This window comes from Sphingobium olei, assembly GCF_042678845.1.
Classification (GTDB): domain Bacteria; phylum Pseudomonadota; class Alphaproteobacteria; order Sphingomonadales; family Sphingomonadaceae; genus Sphingobium; species Sphingobium olei.
The window spans coordinates 18,317-34,687 of sequence record NZ_JBHTLS010000129.1 but is presented as its reverse complement, the minus strand read 5'-3'; the positions used below and the strand labels follow the sequence as shown (position 1 = coordinate 34,687).

At 65.1% G+C, this 16,371-nt stretch carries 12 protein-coding genes; 5 read left to right on the top strand and 7 right to left on the bottom strand.

All coding sequences use genetic code 11. The features are described from left to right. Positions 1-11: 11 nt before the first annotated feature. Positions 12-494 (bottom strand): winged helix-turn-helix transcriptional regulator, encoded by a 483-nt coding sequence (locus ACFQ24_RS13695; RefSeq protein WP_380912102.1) that lies wholly within the window; start codon positions 492-494, stop codon positions 12-14. Positions 495-607: 113 nt separating this feature from the next. Between ACFQ24_RS13695 and ACFQ24_RS13690 the strand changes: the two genes are divergently transcribed. Continuing rightward, the gene (locus ACFQ24_RS13690) at positions 608-2,713 is read left to right on the top strand and encodes a RelA/SpoT family protein (protein ID WP_380912100.1); all 2,106 of its coding nucleotides are present in this window, start codon (positions 608-610) and stop codon (positions 2,711-2,713) included. A gap of 12 nt (positions 2,714-2,725) precedes the next feature. Here ACFQ24_RS13690 and ACFQ24_RS13685 read toward each other — a convergent pair whose 3' ends face one another. After that, on the bottom strand, positions 2,726-3,172 hold the full coding sequence (locus tag ACFQ24_RS13685; RefSeq protein ID WP_380912098.1) for a winged helix-turn-helix transcriptional regulator: 447 nt from the start codon (positions 3,170-3,172) through the stop codon (positions 2,726-2,728). 69 nt (positions 3,173-3,241) lie between these two features. On the opposite strand from ACFQ24_RS13685, the gene ACFQ24_RS13680 reads away from it, so the two are divergent. Next, on the top strand, positions 3,242-4,042 hold the full coding sequence (locus ACFQ24_RS13680) for an SDR family NAD(P)-dependent oxidoreductase (RefSeq protein WP_380912096.1): 801 nt from the start codon (positions 3,242-3,244) through the stop codon (positions 4,040-4,042). 15 nt (positions 4,043-4,057) lie between these two features. Here the strand turns inward: ACFQ24_RS13680 and ACFQ24_RS13675 are convergent, their stop codons facing one another. The 4 genes from ACFQ24_RS13675 to ACFQ24_RS13660 are packed head-to-tail and all read right to left on the bottom strand — an operon-like array spanning position 4,058 to position 10,188. Further along, positions 4,058-6,715 carry a glycoside hydrolase family 31 protein gene (locus ACFQ24_RS13675; RefSeq protein ID WP_380912094.1) on the bottom strand — a complete coding sequence of 886 codons (2,658 nt, stop codon included), beginning with the start codon at positions 6,713-6,715 and terminating at the stop codon, positions 4,058-4,060. Positions 6,716-6,740: 25 nt separating this feature from the next. Next, positions 6,741-8,240, bottom strand: coding sequence for a UxaA family hydrolase (locus tag ACFQ24_RS13670; protein WP_380912092.1), 1,500 nt, complete (start codon positions 8,238-8,240; stop codon positions 6,741-6,743). Next, positions 8,240-9,355 (bottom strand): mannitol dehydrogenase family protein, encoded by a 1,116-nt coding sequence (locus tag ACFQ24_RS13665; RefSeq protein ID WP_380912090.1) that lies wholly within the window; start codon positions 9,353-9,355, stop codon positions 8,240-8,242. Before ACFQ24_RS13665 ends, ACFQ24_RS13670 begins: the two co-directional genes overlap by 1 nt. Next, positions 9,352-10,188 carry an amidohydrolase family protein gene (locus ACFQ24_RS13660; protein WP_380912088.1) on the bottom strand — a complete coding sequence of 279 codons (837 nt, stop codon included), beginning with the start codon at positions 10,186-10,188 and terminating at the stop codon, positions 9,352-9,354. The genes ACFQ24_RS13665 and ACFQ24_RS13660 overlap by 4 nt, the downstream gene beginning before the upstream one ends. Before the next feature lie 81 nt (positions 10,189-10,269). On the opposite strand from ACFQ24_RS13660, the gene ACFQ24_RS13655 reads away from it, so the two are divergent. Together ACFQ24_RS13655 and ACFQ24_RS13650 are read left to right on the top strand one after the other, a co-directional pair. Then, positions 10,270-11,280 carry a zinc-binding alcohol dehydrogenase family protein gene (locus tag ACFQ24_RS13655; RefSeq protein ID WP_380912086.1) on the top strand — a complete coding sequence of 337 codons (1,011 nt, stop codon included), beginning with the start codon at positions 10,270-10,272 and terminating at the stop codon, positions 11,278-11,280. Positions 11,281-11,395: 115 nt separating this feature from the next. Further along, positions 11,396-12,391, top strand: coding sequence for a LacI family DNA-binding transcriptional regulator (locus ACFQ24_RS13650; protein ID WP_380912084.1), 996 nt, complete (start codon positions 11,396-11,398; stop codon positions 12,389-12,391). A 1-nt stretch (position 12,392) separates the two neighbouring features. On the opposite strand, the gene ACFQ24_RS13645 is transcribed toward ACFQ24_RS13650, so the two are convergent. Further along, positions 12,393-13,670: an MFS transporter gene (locus ACFQ24_RS13645; RefSeq protein ID WP_380912082.1), complete on the bottom strand. Its 1,278-nt coding sequence runs from the start codon at positions 13,668-13,670 to the stop codon at positions 12,393-12,395. Between the two features lie 219 nt (positions 13,671-13,889). On the opposite strand from ACFQ24_RS13645, the gene ACFQ24_RS13640 reads away from it, so the two are divergent. Then, positions 13,890-16,361: a TonB-dependent receptor domain-containing protein gene (locus ACFQ24_RS13640; protein ID WP_380912080.1), complete on the top strand. Its 2,472-nt coding sequence runs from the start codon at positions 13,890-13,892 to the stop codon at positions 16,359-16,361. Positions 16,362-16,371 lie beyond the last annotated feature (10 nt).

Sequence of the window (16,371 nt, the reverse complement as noted above, 5' to 3'; positions counted from 1 at the left end):
CCCCAGTGCGCTTATGCGGCCTGAGCCGGCTCCTGCGCCATCGGAGTTACCTCATCCGTACACACCCAGACGAGATCGGTGAGATCGAGCGCCCGGCCGTCATGCGCCTGGATCGCGACCCCGCGGATCGGCTTGCGGTCGCGCTTGTCGGCCAGCACCTGGCAGGAGGCGGGCGCGCAGCCCCATTTTTCGCCCCATTGGCGCAACGCGATCATGGCGGGGGCCAGATCCTGCCCCTTTTCCGTGAGCCGATATTCGACCTTTCGGCGGTCGCACATCATCGGCTGGCGCAACATGATGCCATTTTCCACCAGCCGGGCGAGCCGGTTGGCGAGAATGTTGCGGGCGATGCCCAGCGTCGACTGGAACTCCTCGAAATGGCGGATGCCAGACAGCGCGCCGCGCAGGATGAGGAAGGACCAACGCTCCCCCATCGCTTCCAGCGCGGCGGGAAGCGCGCATTGTTCCAGATCCTGGGCCAGATTATGCTTCATGACATTGTCATATAGCGCAAAGCCGCCCCCGTTGCAAAAAGCGCGGCGCTAAATGACCCATGATGGGATTTTTTTGTTGCGCGGCAAGGCGGTTCTCTCACAATCGGGCAACGATGCTGCGTCAATATGAACTTGTCGAACGGGTGAAGCGCTACGATCCGGATGCGGACGAGGCGATGATCAACCGCGCCTACGTCTTTTCCGTCCAGAAACATGGCAGCCAGAAGCGGGCCAGCGGCGACCCCTATTTCAGCCACCCGATCGAGGTCGCGGGCATCCTGACCGACTTCAACCTGGACGACCAGACCATCGTCACCGCGCTGCTCCACGACACGATCGAGGACACGCTGGTCACCTATGAGGAGATAGAGAGCGCCTTCGGCCCCGACGTCGCGCGGATGGTCGATGGCGTCACGAAGCTCAGCAAGATCGAGGCGATGAGCGAGAATGAGCGGGCTGCGGAAAATCTCCGCAAGTTCCTGCTCGCCATGTCGGACGACATCCGCGTGCTGCTGGTGAAGCTGGCCGACCGGCTGCACAATATGCGCACGCTGCACTTCATCAAGAATCCCGACAAGCGCCGCCGCATCGCCCGCGAGACGATGGACATCTACGCCCCGCTGGCCGAGCGGATCGGCATGTACGACTTCATGCGCGAAATGCAGCTGCTCGCCTTCCGCGAGATCGAGCCGGAGGCCTATGACAGCATCACCCGCCGTCTGGAGCAGCTGAAGGAAGGCGGCCATGACAAGGTCGACCGGATCGGCGCGGAGCTGCAACTGCTGCTGGCGGGCAAGGGCCTTTCGGTCAGCGTCTCGGGCCGCGAGAAACACCCCTACTCCATCTGGAAGAAGATGCAGGAGCGGCACATCAGCTTCGAACAGCTGACCGACGTCATGGCGTTCCGCGTCATCACCGAGACGGTGGAGGATTGCTACCGCGCGCTCGGCATCATCCACCAGACCTTCAAGATGGTGCCCGGCCGGTTCAAGGATTATATCTCCACGCCCAAGCGCAACGGTTATCAGTCGCTGCACACCACCGTCATTCACCAGGATAATGCCCGGATCGAGGTGCAGATCCGCAGCCGGGCGATGCACAATGACGCGGAAATGGGCCTTGCGGCGCACTGGGCCTACAAGCAGAAGGGCGATGCGGCCGATCATCATGCCGCCTGGCTGCGCGACCTCGTTGAAATCCTGGAACAGAGCCAGGACGCGGACGAACTGCTCGAACATACGCGCATGGCGATGTATCAGGACCGCATCTTCGCCTTTTCGCCCAAGGGCGAGCTGCACCAGTTGCCCAAGGGGTCGACGCCGGTCGACTTCGCCTATGCGGTTCATACCTCGCTCGGCAACCAGACGGTGGGCGCGAAGGTCAACGGCCGTGTCGTGCCGCTGCGCACGAGCCTAGAAAATGGCGATCAGGTCGAAATCCTGAAATCCGAAGGACAGGAGCCGCAGCCGGGGTGGCTGACCTTTGCCATCACAGGCAAGGCGCGCGCCGCGATCCGTCGCTATATCCGCCAGAAGCAGCGGGGCGAGGAGATCAAGCTGGGCGAGAAACTCTATGAGGAGATCGTCGGCCGCTTCTCTCCCGACCTTGCCAAGGAACTGGGCGACAAGGCGCTGGCCGCCGCGCTCAAGCGGTTGAAGCTGGAGGACCGCGCGGCGCTGATGGTCGCGATCGCCACGCACCGCGTACTCGACAGCGAAGTGATGGAAGCGCTGATCCCTGGCTCCACCACGGCGGAGGGGATGGAGGAAGCGCATCCGCGCCAGCATGAGCCGGTGTCGATCCGCGGCCTCACCCCCGGCATTGCCTACAGCCTCAGCGATTGCTGCCATCCGGTGCCGGGCGACCGGATCGTGGGCGTGCGGCGGACCGGCGAGCCGATCGAGGTTCATACGATCGATTGTCGATCGCTGGAGGTGGATCAGGACGACGACTGGGTCGACCTTGCCTGGGACAGCAAGTCGAAGGGCGGCACCGCCCGCCTGTCCGTCATCGTCAAGAACCAGCCGGGCGCGCTCGCCGCTGTCGCCAACGTGTTCGGCGCGACGAAGGCGAACATCCTGAACCTGCAACTGGTGAACCGCGAAGGCCCGTTCCACACCGACATCATCGACCTGGAAGTCGCGGACGCGCAGCATCTCAACCGTATCCTGTCGGCGCTGCGGGCGCTGGACATCGTGGTGCAGGCGGACCGGGTCTGATCGCGGCCGGCGTCACTCGGCGCTATCTGGCGGAACCAACCTTGTAGGAAAAGTGCCGAGCGGCCGGCCGCTTTCGCGGTCAATCACCACCGCGGCAACCAGCGCGCCCGTCTCAGCGTCTGCGATCCGGCTGGTGCCGCCCTCCCCATGATGCCTTTCCCCCCAGGCACCAATGGCGGCGAGGATGGGCAGGAAATCCCGGCCCTTGGCGGTCAGAATATATTCGTCGCGCGGCGGATGCTGCGAATAGCGCCGCTTTTCCAGCAAACCATCCGCCGTGAGCGCCGCCAGCCGCCGCGTCAGGATGTTCGGCGCGATCCCGAGCGACTGACGGAACTGGTCGAAGCGGGTCGCGCCATAGCCAGCGTCGCGCAGGATCATCATGCTCCATGCGTCCCCCACCCTCAGCAAGGCGCGAGCGACGGGGCAAGGCCCCACCGAATATTTTTCAGCATCCATTGCATTATGATAGCCACTTAACTATCAATATGCAAGTGACTCGTTGGATCGAGTCAATGGAGACAAGCAATGAGCATCACCCAAGGCACCGTCCTCATCACCGGGGCGTCGAGCGGCATCGGCGCGATCTATGCAGATCGTTTTGCCAAGAGGGGCCACGATCTCGTCCTGGTAGCCCGCGACGCCGCGCGCATGGAAACGCTGGCCGAACGCCTGCGCAGCGAAACGGGCGTGGCGATCGAGATCATTCCCGCCGACCTTACCGCGGACGCAGACGTCGCGAAAATCGAGGCGCGGCTGGCGCAGGGCGATGTCGGCATCCTCGTCAACAACGCCGGCATGTCGCTGAACGGCAGCCTGCTGGAAAACGGACCCGAGAATATCAGCCGGATCATCGCGCTGAACATCACGGCGCCGACCCGGCTCGCGGCGGCGGCGGCCAAGGCTTTCGTGGCGCAGGGCAAAGGCGCGGTGGTCAACATCGCCTCCGTGCTGGCTCTGGCGCCCGAAATGTTCGATGGCATCTATAGCGGCACCAAGGCGCATCTGCTGAACCTCAGCCAGGCGATGTCGGCGCAGCTTTCCGCGCAGGGCATTTATACGCAGGCGGTGTTGCCGGGCGCGACCCGCACGGAAATCTGGGAGCGGTCGGGCAAGGATGTCGACAGCTTTCCAGCCGACATGGTGATGGACGTCAACGAGCTCGTCGATGCGGCTCTGGTCGGCTTCGACCGCCGCGAGACGGTGACGATCCCCCCGCTGGCCGATATCATCCAGTTCGACGCGATGCAGGCTGCCCGCGCCGCAATGCGCCCAAACCTGTCGAAGAAGGCGGTGGCGGAGCGCTATCGCGTGTCGGAGACGCTCTGACCCGAAGTCCGCCTGTCAGCGCAGGGACAGGATCACCGGCGCGCCGGCATAGTCGAGGGTTCGTCCTTCGGCGCGGTCGAGCGCACCGCCCTCGCCCGTCATGGTGTGAACAGTGATCATTCGTCGTGGCTTCATCCCCACGAAGCTGCCGGTGCGCTGCCCGATCGTCAGTCGCCGGGCTGCATCGTCCCAGTTGAGCGCGGTGCGCGCGGATGCACCCTGCTCATAGCGGTAGGACGTTCCGTCATCCTCATAGAGGAAGGCCGATCCATTCCGTCCGGGCCAGACCAGCAGGTCGAGGTCTCGACCAAGAAGCCCGGCGGTCGATTGGCCCAGCGGCCCCAGCGGCAAAATGCTGCCCGCCCGGACATGCAACGGTATGCGGTCGATCGGCGCGTCGACCCGGTGGACCTGCCCGCCCTCGCGGCGTGCGCCGGTCCAGAAATCATACCAGCCGCCATCCGAGCGGGGCAGATAGACGTCCCATTGCCGGGCATCGGCCGCCAGCACCGGGGCGACATGCAGGGCCGGGCCGAACATATAGCTGTGCGCCTGGTCCAGCGCCGCAGGGTCGTCGGGGAAGTCGAAAACGAGCGGGCGGATCAGCGGCACGCCGCGCGTCGATGCATCGGCCGCCAGAGCATAGCTGTAGGGCAGCAGCCTGTAGCGCAGTTCCAGAAACCGCCGCGCTACCTGTTCGACCTGATCGCCATAGCGCCAGAACTCGGTGTCGGTCATATAGCCATGGACGCGCGTCATCGGTAGGAAGCAGGCGAACTGGAACCAGCGCAGGAAGCGCTCGCGATAGGTGGGGTCATCATATTGGTCTTTGCCGGGGCGGAAAAAGCCGCCGGCATCAACCGTCCACCAGGGCTGGCCCGCCGCCGCCATGTTGAGGCCGGCCGGGATCTGACGCTTCAGCGTTTCCCAATCATTGCCGATGTCGCCCGACCATGTCGCCGCGGCATAACGTTGCTGCCCCGGCGCGGCGGAGCGGGTCAGGATCATCACCCGTTTGTCCGGGAAGGCGGCGCGCTGCGCCTCATAGACCGTCCGGCTGACCTGAAGCGGATAGACGTTGCGGCGCATCTCGCCCGGCTGGGTGCGCCCACCCGCCGCATAGATGGTGCGGCCGGCCAGATCGTCATTTTCCGGCTCAGTCGCGTCCTGCCACCAGGCGTCGATGCCTAATCGCCCCAGCCGCTGCGTCTGGTTGTCGGCATAGAAGCGCGCGGCGGCCGGGTTGAAGAAATCGACCCATTCGGTGCCGGGGATGTAGAAATTGCGCACGGCAACCTGCTTGCCCAGTTCGGTGTCCTTGCCGACCTTCGACCAGACCGAAAGCATCAGCCCCATGTCCATGGCATGGAGGTCGCGCACCAGTCCGGCGGGATCGGGATAGTTGGCCTCATCGAAGCGCATGGCGTTCCAGCCATATTTGCCCCAATATTGCCAATCCTGTACCATCATGTCGCAGGGAAGCCGCCGCCGCCGGAATTCGCGTGCAGTGGCGAGTATCTCTTCCGACGAATGGAAGCGCTCACGGCAATGGATGTAGCCCAAGGCCCAGAGCGGCAGCATCGGTTGCGGCCCCAGCAGCGCATGATAGCCCGCCATCACCTCTTCCGCCGCAGGGCCGGCGATGACGACATAGTCGATCCCGTCCGACACCGGCGAGGTCCATGTCGTGCGATCCTCCACCGGCGCGAAGGCGAGCATGGGCGCGTCCTCGTCCCCGGCGCGGATCAGCACCCGATGCTCGCCGGGCGTCAGATCGCGCAGGAAGCTCGCCGTCGGAGGCAGCCACAGATTGGCAAGATCGGTGGCGGGCTGGCCGTCAATCTCGACATAATGGCGGGAGGACATCTTGCGGCCGAGGTCGAGGAAGAAGGCGTGGGGTCCGCCCCGCTCCACCGAGAAGCGGCCGGTGAACTCCGCATCGCGCCGCTCCACCCGCGCATTGCCGGTGCTGGTCGTCACGTCCGCCGCCTTGGCCGCGCCGGCGACGGCCGTACGCTCCAGGGGGATCGGCCGGTCGGGCCGATTGATCTCCGCCATGCCCGGATTGTGCCACAACAGGCCATAGCCTTTGCTCGACAGGATGAAGGGCTGGCTGATCTGGGTGTTCACCTGCGTCAGCCGGCGCGGCAGGCCGCGAATGTTGAGGTGCCCGTCCTGGAAGCAGCCTGTGCCGTAGAGTCGTTCCTCGGGCGGGCTGGCGAAGCCCTGGGTCGCAGTCAGCGTGGGCGTGCCGCGCACGTCGGCAGGCGTTACGCGCCGCGATCCTGGGCTCTCTGCGAGCAGCATCCGGCCTGCGCCATCGTAGAAGGACAGGGTGGCGGTCGCCGGATCCCATTCGCACTTCGCATGCGTCACGGTAAGGCTGGTCTTGCCGCCAGAACGGCTTTTCCGCACCAGCGGACGCCGCGCGGAGGGCGCGAGCATCTCGCTAACCGGCATGGAGTCGCCGGGACGCGGCGTCACCCGCACGCGGAAGGCACGGTCGCTGAGCGCGTCCACCATGATGATGAGGTCGCCAGACCGCACCGTCAGGTCATGAACGACCGTCCGGGCCGCCAGCCGGGGCGCAGCGGCCAGCGCGGCCGCGCCGCCCGACAGCAGCAGCGAGCGCCGCGACAGCGCCCAGGCCGGGCCAGCTGACGATCCCTTCATACACCCTCCTCCAATTGTTCGTCTTCTACATCCAGGCGCCAAGCTGCCACGGAACGAACTCGAAATCGCCCAGGCCCAGTGCCTCCGACTTGGTCGGTGCGCCCGATGCGGTCGCCAGCAGCCTGTCGAAGATCATCCGCCCCGCCTCCGCCACCGACAGACCGTCCAGCACGGGCGAGCAGTCGATGTCGATATCGTCCGCCATGGACCGCGCCAGCGCCGCGTTGGACGCCAGTTTGAGGCAGGGCGTAGGCTGCGCCCCGAACACTGATCCACGCCCGGTAGTGAAGGCCAGAAGATTGGCACCGGACGCGATCTGGCCCGTTGCCGAACAGGGATCATAGCCGGGCGAATCCATGAAATTGAGGCCATTGACCCGCCGTTGCTCGCCATAGAGCAGGACGTCGGCCAGCGGCGCGGACCCGGCCTTGGCGATCGCGCCCAGCGACTTTTCGAAGATGGTGGTCAGGCCCCCCGCTTTGTTGCCCGGCGACGGGTTGTTGTCGAGGTTGGCGCTGTTGCGCGCGGCATAATCCTCCCACCAAGCGATCCGCGCCTCCAAGGCGAGCGCCACTGCCGGGTTGGTCGCCCGGGCGATCAAGAGATGTTCCGCGCCGTAGATTTCCGGCGTTTCCGACAGGAAGGCGGTGCCGCCCGCCGCGACCAGCAGGTCAGTCGCCGCGCCGAGTGCAGGATTCGCCGTGATACCGGACCAGCCGTCCGAACCGCCGCACTGCAACCCCAGCACCAGGTCCGACGCTGGCCGCGTCGTGCGCCGATCGGTCGCCGCTTCCTCGATCAGTTCAGCGACGATGGCGCTGCCCCGCTCGATCGCCTGCGCCGTGCCGCCCGCGCCCTGAATGGTCAGCGTGCGCAGGCGCGAGCCGGCGGTCAGGCCCTGCCGCGCCATCATGTCGTCGATCTGCGCCACTTCGCAGCCCAGCCCGATCAGCAGCACGCCGCCGAAATTGGGGTTCCGCGCATAGCCAGCCAGCGTCCGTTCCAGCGTTTCGAACCCGTCGCCCGATTTGGGCATGCCGCACCCGCTGCCGTGCGTGAACGGCGCGACCGTATCGATGCCGGCGGGCAGTTGCCCCTCATATTGTCTGGCGATGCGGCGCACGACCGTCGCCGAGCAATTGACGCTGGCGATGATGCCGATCGCGTTGCGGGTGCCGACCGAGCCGCTAGCGCGCAGGTAGCCTTCAAACGTGGCATCCTTCAGGTCAGCGGCGGCGCTGGCTCTCGCGGCCGGTGCCGGCACGCCCCCGCCGCCCTGATGGTCGCCCACCTCCAGATTGTGGGAATGGACATGCTGGCCCGGCGCGATGTCGCGCGTCGCCGCGCCGATGACCTGTCCATATTTGCGCACGATCTCGCCCGCCGCGATGGACCTCAACGCCAATTTGTGCCCGCTTGGGATGGCATCCCGCGCCGCAATGCCCAGCACGTCGTCGCCGGGCGCTGCGTCGTCTATCAGGATCGCCACATCGTCCGCGTCCGTTATCCGCAACGCCCTTACCATTATCTTCTGTCTCCATAGCGCGCCGCAAGCGCGCGCAAATGCGGCATCGGCACATGACAATCGCTACCGTCAACCCAGTCGACAAACGCCCCGATCCGTTTCACGACCTTGGCGGGATGATGGGCGTGGATGTCGGACAGCCGGTGTTCCAGATAGGGGTTGGCGAAACGGTCCAGCGTCATCGCGACATAATCGCGCGCCTGGTCCGCCCAGCCCATGACCGCGAAGCCCGGCACCACCTCATCGGCATAAAGGCGTGCGAGTCGGGCGGCCGATGCTTCGTCCTGCATCATCGAAAGCACGGTGACGGCGGGGTCGCCGCCCGCCTGCGCCCATTCTTCGGCCAGCCAGCTATGGCCGAGATTGAGGATGTGCAGCTTCAACCGCTCATAGCGCTGGAGGTCGTCCACGATGGCGACGGACGGGTGAGCGAAGGGCATGACCAGTGTCGGCTGCCGTTCGACTGCCCATAGGGCATTGGGTTCCGCGGCGGCGCCCGCAGGCTCCAGCGGCGCGCTGACGATCCGGTCGACCAGCGTGTTGACCCACAGGCATTCCGTATCCAGCCAGACTATGAAGTCCGTTTCCAGGCCCTGCTCCATCGCAAGACCATGCAACGCCCGTCGCAAGGTCGCGCCATTTGCCGAGACCAGCTCGCACGGCAGCAGCGTGACGCCCGGCCCCCCTGCCATCCAGCGACGATGAAGCAGGTTCAGGAGGATGCCGCAGAAGCTGCATGGCGGACCGCCGTCTGTCGGCGTGCGATCGGCATCGGCTATGTCGTAGCCAGCGTCGCCGCTGTTCGACACGATATAGGCCGCCCGGTCGACGAAAAGGTCGCAGAGCGCCGCCCAGTCGCGGCTTGCTGACAGGCCGCGCTTCACGCTGCGGACCTGCACCTGCCGCTCCACGGGCACGCCCTGCTCCAGTCCGCGCACAATCACGGGAAAGCCGGCGGGATCGTTGAACGCCTGAAGCCGGCCTGCCCGGCTGGCGTCGCCGCTCACCTGGACGATGGCGATGTCCGGCACATCCTGCCCGACCTGCGCCGCCTCCCACGCGAAGAGATCGACATGGGCCTGGAGGAAACGGCTGGTGCCGAATTGCAGGATCATGGCTGCCGCGCTTTCAGCGCATAGGCGCGCGCAGCATTGCCCCCGAAAATGGCGGCTTCGGCGTCGGGGCAGTGGCGCGCGACATAATCGGCGATCAGGTCGTGGACGGCACCATAGGGGGCGGCAAGCAGGCAGACCGGCCAGTCCGATCCCCAGATCAGCCGATCGGGTCCGAACGCGGCGAAGATATGATCGAGATAGCGCTCCATATCTTCGGCCCGCCAGTGTCGATGATCGGCTTCCGTCACCAGCCCCGACACCTTGCACCAGACGTTCGGCAGGCGAGCGACAGCCGTCAGATCGTCGGCCCAGGGTTGCCAGCTGCCATGGGCGATGTCGGGCTTGGCCGCATGGTCCAGCACGAAGCGGCCCGGGCCAACCCGCTCGAGGAAGGCGGGCACGGTCGCGAGCTGCGCGTGATTGACGAGCAGATCATAGGTCAGGCTCCGCTGGACCACGGCCCTGACACCCTGGATGAAGGCATCGCCCAGCAGGAAATCGGGATCGGCCTCATCCTGCACCACGTGGCGGTAGCCGACGATCAGCGGGTCCGCCCGCGCATCGAGCAGCGCTTCGATGTCTGGCGCGCGGAGGTCGATCCAGCCCACTACGCCAACAATGCGGCCGAACCGCCTGGCCGCGTCGAGCAGGAAGTCGGCTTCCTCCGCGCACTGCCGCGCCTGCACCGCGATGGCGCCGTCGAATCCGGCTGCTTCAAGGTTCAAGGCCAGATCGTCCGTCGCGAAGTCGCGGGCGATCGTTGACGCCGGATCGATCCAGCCGAATGCGGCAGGATTATAGCGCCAGAGATGATGATGAGCGTCCATTCGCATATGCGATGCCTAACTTGCATATATGAGAATGATCGTCTAGGCCCTTGGACGGCAAGGGATTGCCGGGGCAAGGAGTGCGTCATGAAAGCGATCGTCTGTCGCGAACCCTACAGTATCGCGATGGAAGAGCGGCCCGAACCCATAGCGCAGGAGGGCCAAGTGCTAGTTCGCATTCGGCGCGTGGGCCTGTGCGGCACCGACTATCATATCTTCGCCGGACGCCACCCCTTCCTCGCCTATCCGCGCGTGATGGGGCATGAACTGGGCGGGGAAGTCGTGGAGGCCGGACCGAATTCCGCCTTCCGTGCCGGCCAGACGGTGGCGATCAATCCCTATCTTGCCTGCGGCCATTGCGTCGCCTGTCGGCGGGGCAAGCCCAACGCCTGCATGAACATCAGCGTGCTGGGAGTCCATGCGGACGGCGGCATGACCGAATTGATCGCTGTGCCCGAACGCGCGGTGATCGACGCCACTGGCCTCAGCATTGACCAGGCGGCAATGCTGGAGTTCCTGGCGATCGGCGCCCATGCAGTGGCGCGGTCGCGGGTCGGCGCGGATGACCGGACGCTTGTGGTGGGCGCAGGTCCGATCGGCGTCGCGGCGGGGCTGTTCGCGCGGCTGAACGGTGCGTCCGTCACGCTGACCGATACCCGCTCCTCCCGACTGGCCTATGCTCGCGACCGGCTGGGCTTCACCGATGTCGTGGAGGCTGGGCCAGACCTCGCGGGCGAGCTTGCTGCCCGCACGGACGGGGAAATGTTCGACATGGTGTTCGATGCCACGGGATCGCTGCAGGCGATGGCCCAGAGCCTGAACCATGTCGCCCATGGCGGCGCGCTGGTGCTGGTCGGCGTGGCGCCGGGCGATCTTGTTTTCCCCGATCCCGAATTCCACAAGCGCGAGACGACCCTGATCGCCAGCCGCAATGCGCTGTCCGCCGATTTCGACCGGGTAAAACAGGCGATGCTGGGCGGCAGCATCCCGACTGAGGCGCTCCACACCCACAGCCTGTCGGCGGAGGACATGCCGACGCAGATCCCCCAGCTGATCGCAGAGGCGGATCATGTGTTGAAGGCGATCGCACGCTTTTGAAGGGATGAGAGGTCGGCAACGGCGTCGGTAGGTTCCTCCGCCAAAACATGATACGGCATCCAGAAGGCCGCCCAGGACCGGCCGGTTCATGCGCGCCGGAGGATTTGCCCGTCCAATGAAGACCATAGGCCTTGTGGAATTGGCAAAGATAGCGGGGGTCCACGTCTCGACGGTGTCGCGGGCGCTGGACGACAATCCCCGCGTTTCGGCAAAGACGAAGGCGCGCATCAGGGCCCTTGCGGAAGAACATGGCTTTCGCCTGAACCAGACCGCGAGTTTCTTCCGCAAGCGCCGCACCGGCGCGGTCGGCGTGGTCTTCCCGCTGGGTCATGAAGTGCAGCAAAGCCTGTCCGACCCCTTCTTCATGGGCCTGCTTGGTCCGTTGGCCGATGCACTGGCGGAGCAAGGCTATGACCTGCTGCTGTCACGGGTGGTGCCGGGCGATGCAAGCTGGCTGGAGAATATGGTCCTGTCCGGCCGCGTCGATGGCATCATCCTTATCGGACAATCGGACCAGACCGATGTCATAGAAGGCGTGGCGAAGCAGTTTGCGCCGCTGGTCGTGTGGGGCGCAAATCGCCCGGACCTGGTTCAGATCACCGTCGGCACCGACAATCTGACGGGCGGCGAAATCGCCGCGAGGCACCTTATCGCCATTGGCCGCCGCAGGCTGGCGTTTCTGGGCGACCCGGCGGTTCCCGAATTCGCCGATCGCTATGCCGGTTTCCACCGCGCGATCGATCAGGCCGCGGAGGTCGAGGAGATCCTGTTGCCGCTGCACCTGACGGACCAGGACGCCTATGAGGACATGGCGCGTTACCTGGCAGGTCATGCGTCGCCCGACGGCATCTTCGCCGCGTCCGACGTGATCGCCATGAGCGCCATGCGGGCAGTTGCCGACCAGGGGCTGCGTGTGCCGCAGGATGTCTCGATCGTGGGCTATGACGACATCAGCATTTCGGCGCACACCGTCCCGCCGCTGACCACCGTTCGGCAGGATATGCGCAATGGCGCGCGGTTGCTGGTCGACCTCCTCATGCGCCGCATGGCGGGGGAGACCGTCACGTCCGTGGCGATGAAGCCCGAACTGATCCTGCGCGGGTCGGCATAGGTCAGCGCGCGCTGGCTGTGCCCGTCCCGCCTTCCTTCACGCGCAGGGTCGCCGCGGCCGCGACCAGCATCATGGCGCCCGACAGGAGCAGGACATTGCGGGGATCCCCGCCCAGCAGGGGCCGATAGATGAGCGGCATAACCAGCGTTTCGATCATCATCGGGACGACGATGAACATATTGAAGATGCCCATATAGACGCCGGTCCTGGCGGGGGGAATTGCGCTGGCCAGCATGACATAGGGATTGCCCATCAGGCTGGCCCAGCCGATGCCAATGCCGATCATCGCGGGAATGAGGCCCAGCCTGGTCGTGACCAGACAGAGCGACAGCATGGCGAGGCCCGAGAGCAGCATCGCCCCGGCGTGGACGGACCTGGCGCCCACGCGCCGGACGAGCGGCATCATCGCGAAGGCGGCGATGAACGCGACGAAATTGTAGAGCGCGCCGGCCTGGCCCGTTGTCAGAACCGCCTGTCGAAAGGCGGCGCTGCCCGCGTCCGCCGTGGCGAACAGGGATCGGCCAAGGGCGAAGGCGATATATTGCCAATAGGCGAACATGGCGAACCACTGGAAAAGCATGGCGACAGCCAGTTGCCGCATAGGACGCGGCATGTCCCGAAGTGCCGCCGCAAAGTCGCGCAATGCGGAGCCGGCCGTGAACGCTTCACCGGCGATGTGCGCGCGGTCTTGCGGGTCGAGGGGCAGTTCCGGAACGCGCAGGACCGAATAGAAGATCGTCGTGATCGACAGGACCGCGCCGATGAGAAAGGCGATCCGCGTAATCTCCGGAATGCCGTTGCCGTCGATCAGGTCCGCACTGACGCCCGCCTGGACCAGCAGCGTCGGCGCGAGATAGGCCAGCGTTTGCGCAAGGCCGGTAAAGGCCGATTGCATCAGGAAGCCCGCGCCCTGCTGGGCCGGATCGAGCCGGTCGCTCACATAGGCGCGATAGGGTTCCATGGCGACGTTGTTGGCCGCGTCCAATATCCAGAGAAGCGAAGCAGCGACCCACAGGACAGGGCTGTAGGGCATGGCGAAAAGGCAGATGCTGCAAAGCGCGGCCCCGATCAGGAAATAGGGCGCGCGCCTGCCGAAGCGGCTGTTCGTGCGGTCGCTGAGCACGCCGACCAGCGGCTGCACGAGGAGGCCGGTGATGGGTCCGGCCAGCCAGAGCAACGGCATCGACGCTTCGTCGGCGCCGAGGAAGCTGTAGATGGGACTCATGTTCGCCTGTTGCAGGCCGAACGAGAATTGCAGGCCGAAAAAGCCCAGATTCATTTCGGCGATCCGAATGGCGCTCAGACGTGGCTTGGGTCGAAACAACACGGGCCTTCCCTCTCCCAAAACTTGCCGGATTCGCTGCGATTTCCGGTCTCTCGATCATTGTCATAGCCGATTGCGCAAACGTTTGCCAAATAATTCTTGGCAAACGTTTGCGCACGGCCTATTCCAATCATGCATCGAGTCGGCGCAACCGACCTTTTGGGGAGTGATGACATGAAAGCCTTTGGAATCCTGCTGGCAACGACCGCGTTGGTGATGCCGGCTTCGGCCCTGGCCCAAAGCGACGCGGCGGACGCCCAGCCTGCTGGAACCGACGCATCCGAAATCATCGTGACTGCCGTCGCGCGCGGACAAAACAAGCTGGACAGCTCGGTATCCGTCAGCTCGCTGAGCGCCGAGGCCATCCAGCAATCCGCGCCGCGCTCGGTCGCGGAGATATTCCGCAACATTCCCGGCATCCGGTCGGAATCCTCGGGTGGCGAAGGCAACGCCAACATCGCGGTCCGCGGCCTGCCCGTCGCGTCCGGTGGCGCGAAATTCCTGCAGTTGCAGGAAGACGGCCTGCCGGTTCTGGAATATGGCGACATCACCTTCGGCAACGCCGACATCTTCCTGCGCGCCGACTTCAACGTCCAGCGGGTCGAAGCCATTCGCGGCGGCTCCGCATCCACCTTCGCATCCAATTCGCCCGGCGGCGTCATCAACCTTATTTCCAAGACCGGTGAAACCGAAGGCGGCGCGATCCAGGCCTCGGCCGGCATCGACTATAGCGATTACCGGCTCGACGTGGATTATGGCGGCAAGCTGGCGGACGACCTGCGCTTCCACATCGGCGGCTTCTACCGGCAGGGGACCGGCCCGCGCGCGGCCGGATATGACGGCAACAAGGGCGGACAGGTCAAGGTCAACATCACCAAGGATTTCGCGGGCGGCTACATCCGCTTCTACGGCAAATATCTGAACGACCGGGCCATCGGCTACCTGCCCAGTCCGGTCCGCGTGACGGGCAGCAACAGCGACCCCAAATATAGCAACATCTCCGGCTTCAGCATCAACCAGGACACGCTGCATTCGCGTTACATCACGCGCAACGTGACGCTGGACGGCAACAACAACCCGGTCGTCGATGACATTCGCGACGGGCAGCACCCAGTCGTCAAGTCCTTCGGGCTGGAGAGCCAGGTCGAGATCGCCGACGGCTGGCAGGTGACCGAGCGGTTCCGCTATTCGGACGTGTCGGGACGCTTCATCTCGAACTTCCCCGCCAATGTTGATTCCGCGACGTCCATTGCTGCCGCCATGGGCGGCGTCGGGGCGACGCTCAGCTATGCCAACGGCCCCGAAGCCGGCCAGGCGATCGCGAATCCGTCGGCTCTCAACGGCAACGGCCTGCTCGCTCAGATCGTCGTGTTCGACACCAAGCTCAACAGCCTGAACAACGTCACCAACGACATCCGCCTGACCCGCGATTTCGATATGGGCAGCGGGAAGCTGGGCCTGACCGTCGGCTTCTACAAGTCGCGCCAGACGGTAGACACGGAATGGCTCTGGACGTCGTTGCTGTCCGACGTGGTCGGCGGGGGCAAGGCAGCGCTCGTCAATGTGCGATCGGCAGGCGGCCAGTTGGTGACGCAGGACGGCGTCTATGGCTATGGCGCCAGCTACTTCGGCGGCTGCTGCCGGCGCAGCTACAATGTCGATTATAACACGAATGCGCCGTTCGCCTCGCTCAGCTGGACATCCGACAAGCTTACGCTGGACGGCAGCATCCGCTACGATTTCGGCGACGCCAGCGGTTCGATCGCGGGGGCAGACCTGGGCGGAGGCCGGGTCGGCACCATATCCCGCGACATCAATGGAGACGGCCTGATATCGAACGCCGAGACACGCGTGTCGGTCATCCCGCTCACCAGTCCGGCCCCCGTGAACTATGATTTCAACTACTGGTCCTACTCGCTGGGTGCCAATTATCGCCTGACCCCCGATCTGGCGCTGTTCGCGCGCTACAGCCGGGGTGGGCGTGCCAACGCCGACAGGCTCTTGTTCGGCCCCGCCGTCAGCACGGTGGACGGCCATCTGGTCGATGACAACGCAGCCGTCGACATCGTCAAGCAGGCTGAAGGCGGCGTCAAATATCGCACGGGAGGCCTCGCCCTTTACGCCACGGCCTTCTGGGCCCGCACCGAAGAGCAGAATTTCGAGGCCACCACGCAGCGCTTCGTCGATCGCAAGTACCGCGCCTATGGCCTGGAACTGGAGGGCAGTTACCGCGCCGGCATCTTCAGCCTGACCGCCGGGGGCACCTGGACGAAGTCGAAGATCGTGAGCGACGCTCTGACCCCCGCGGTGGTCGGGAACGTGCCGCGCCGACAGGCCGAGTTCGTATTCCAGGCTACGCCGCAGGTCGATGTCGGGCCGGTTACGGTGGGTGCAAACGTCATCGGGACGACGTCCAGCTATGCGCAGGACAGCGACCAGTTGAAGCTGCCGGGCTACACGACCGTCAATGCTTTCCTGCAATACCGGCCCATCGAGAGGGTACAGCTGTCGCTGAACGCCAACAATCTCTTCAACGTGAAGGGCTTCACCGAAGCGGAAGAGGGAGCGATCCCCGCCAATGGCATCGTGCGTGCCCGCTCGATCAACGGCCGCACCATCTCCGCCGCTGTAAGGGTGGGCTTCTGAGCTATGACAT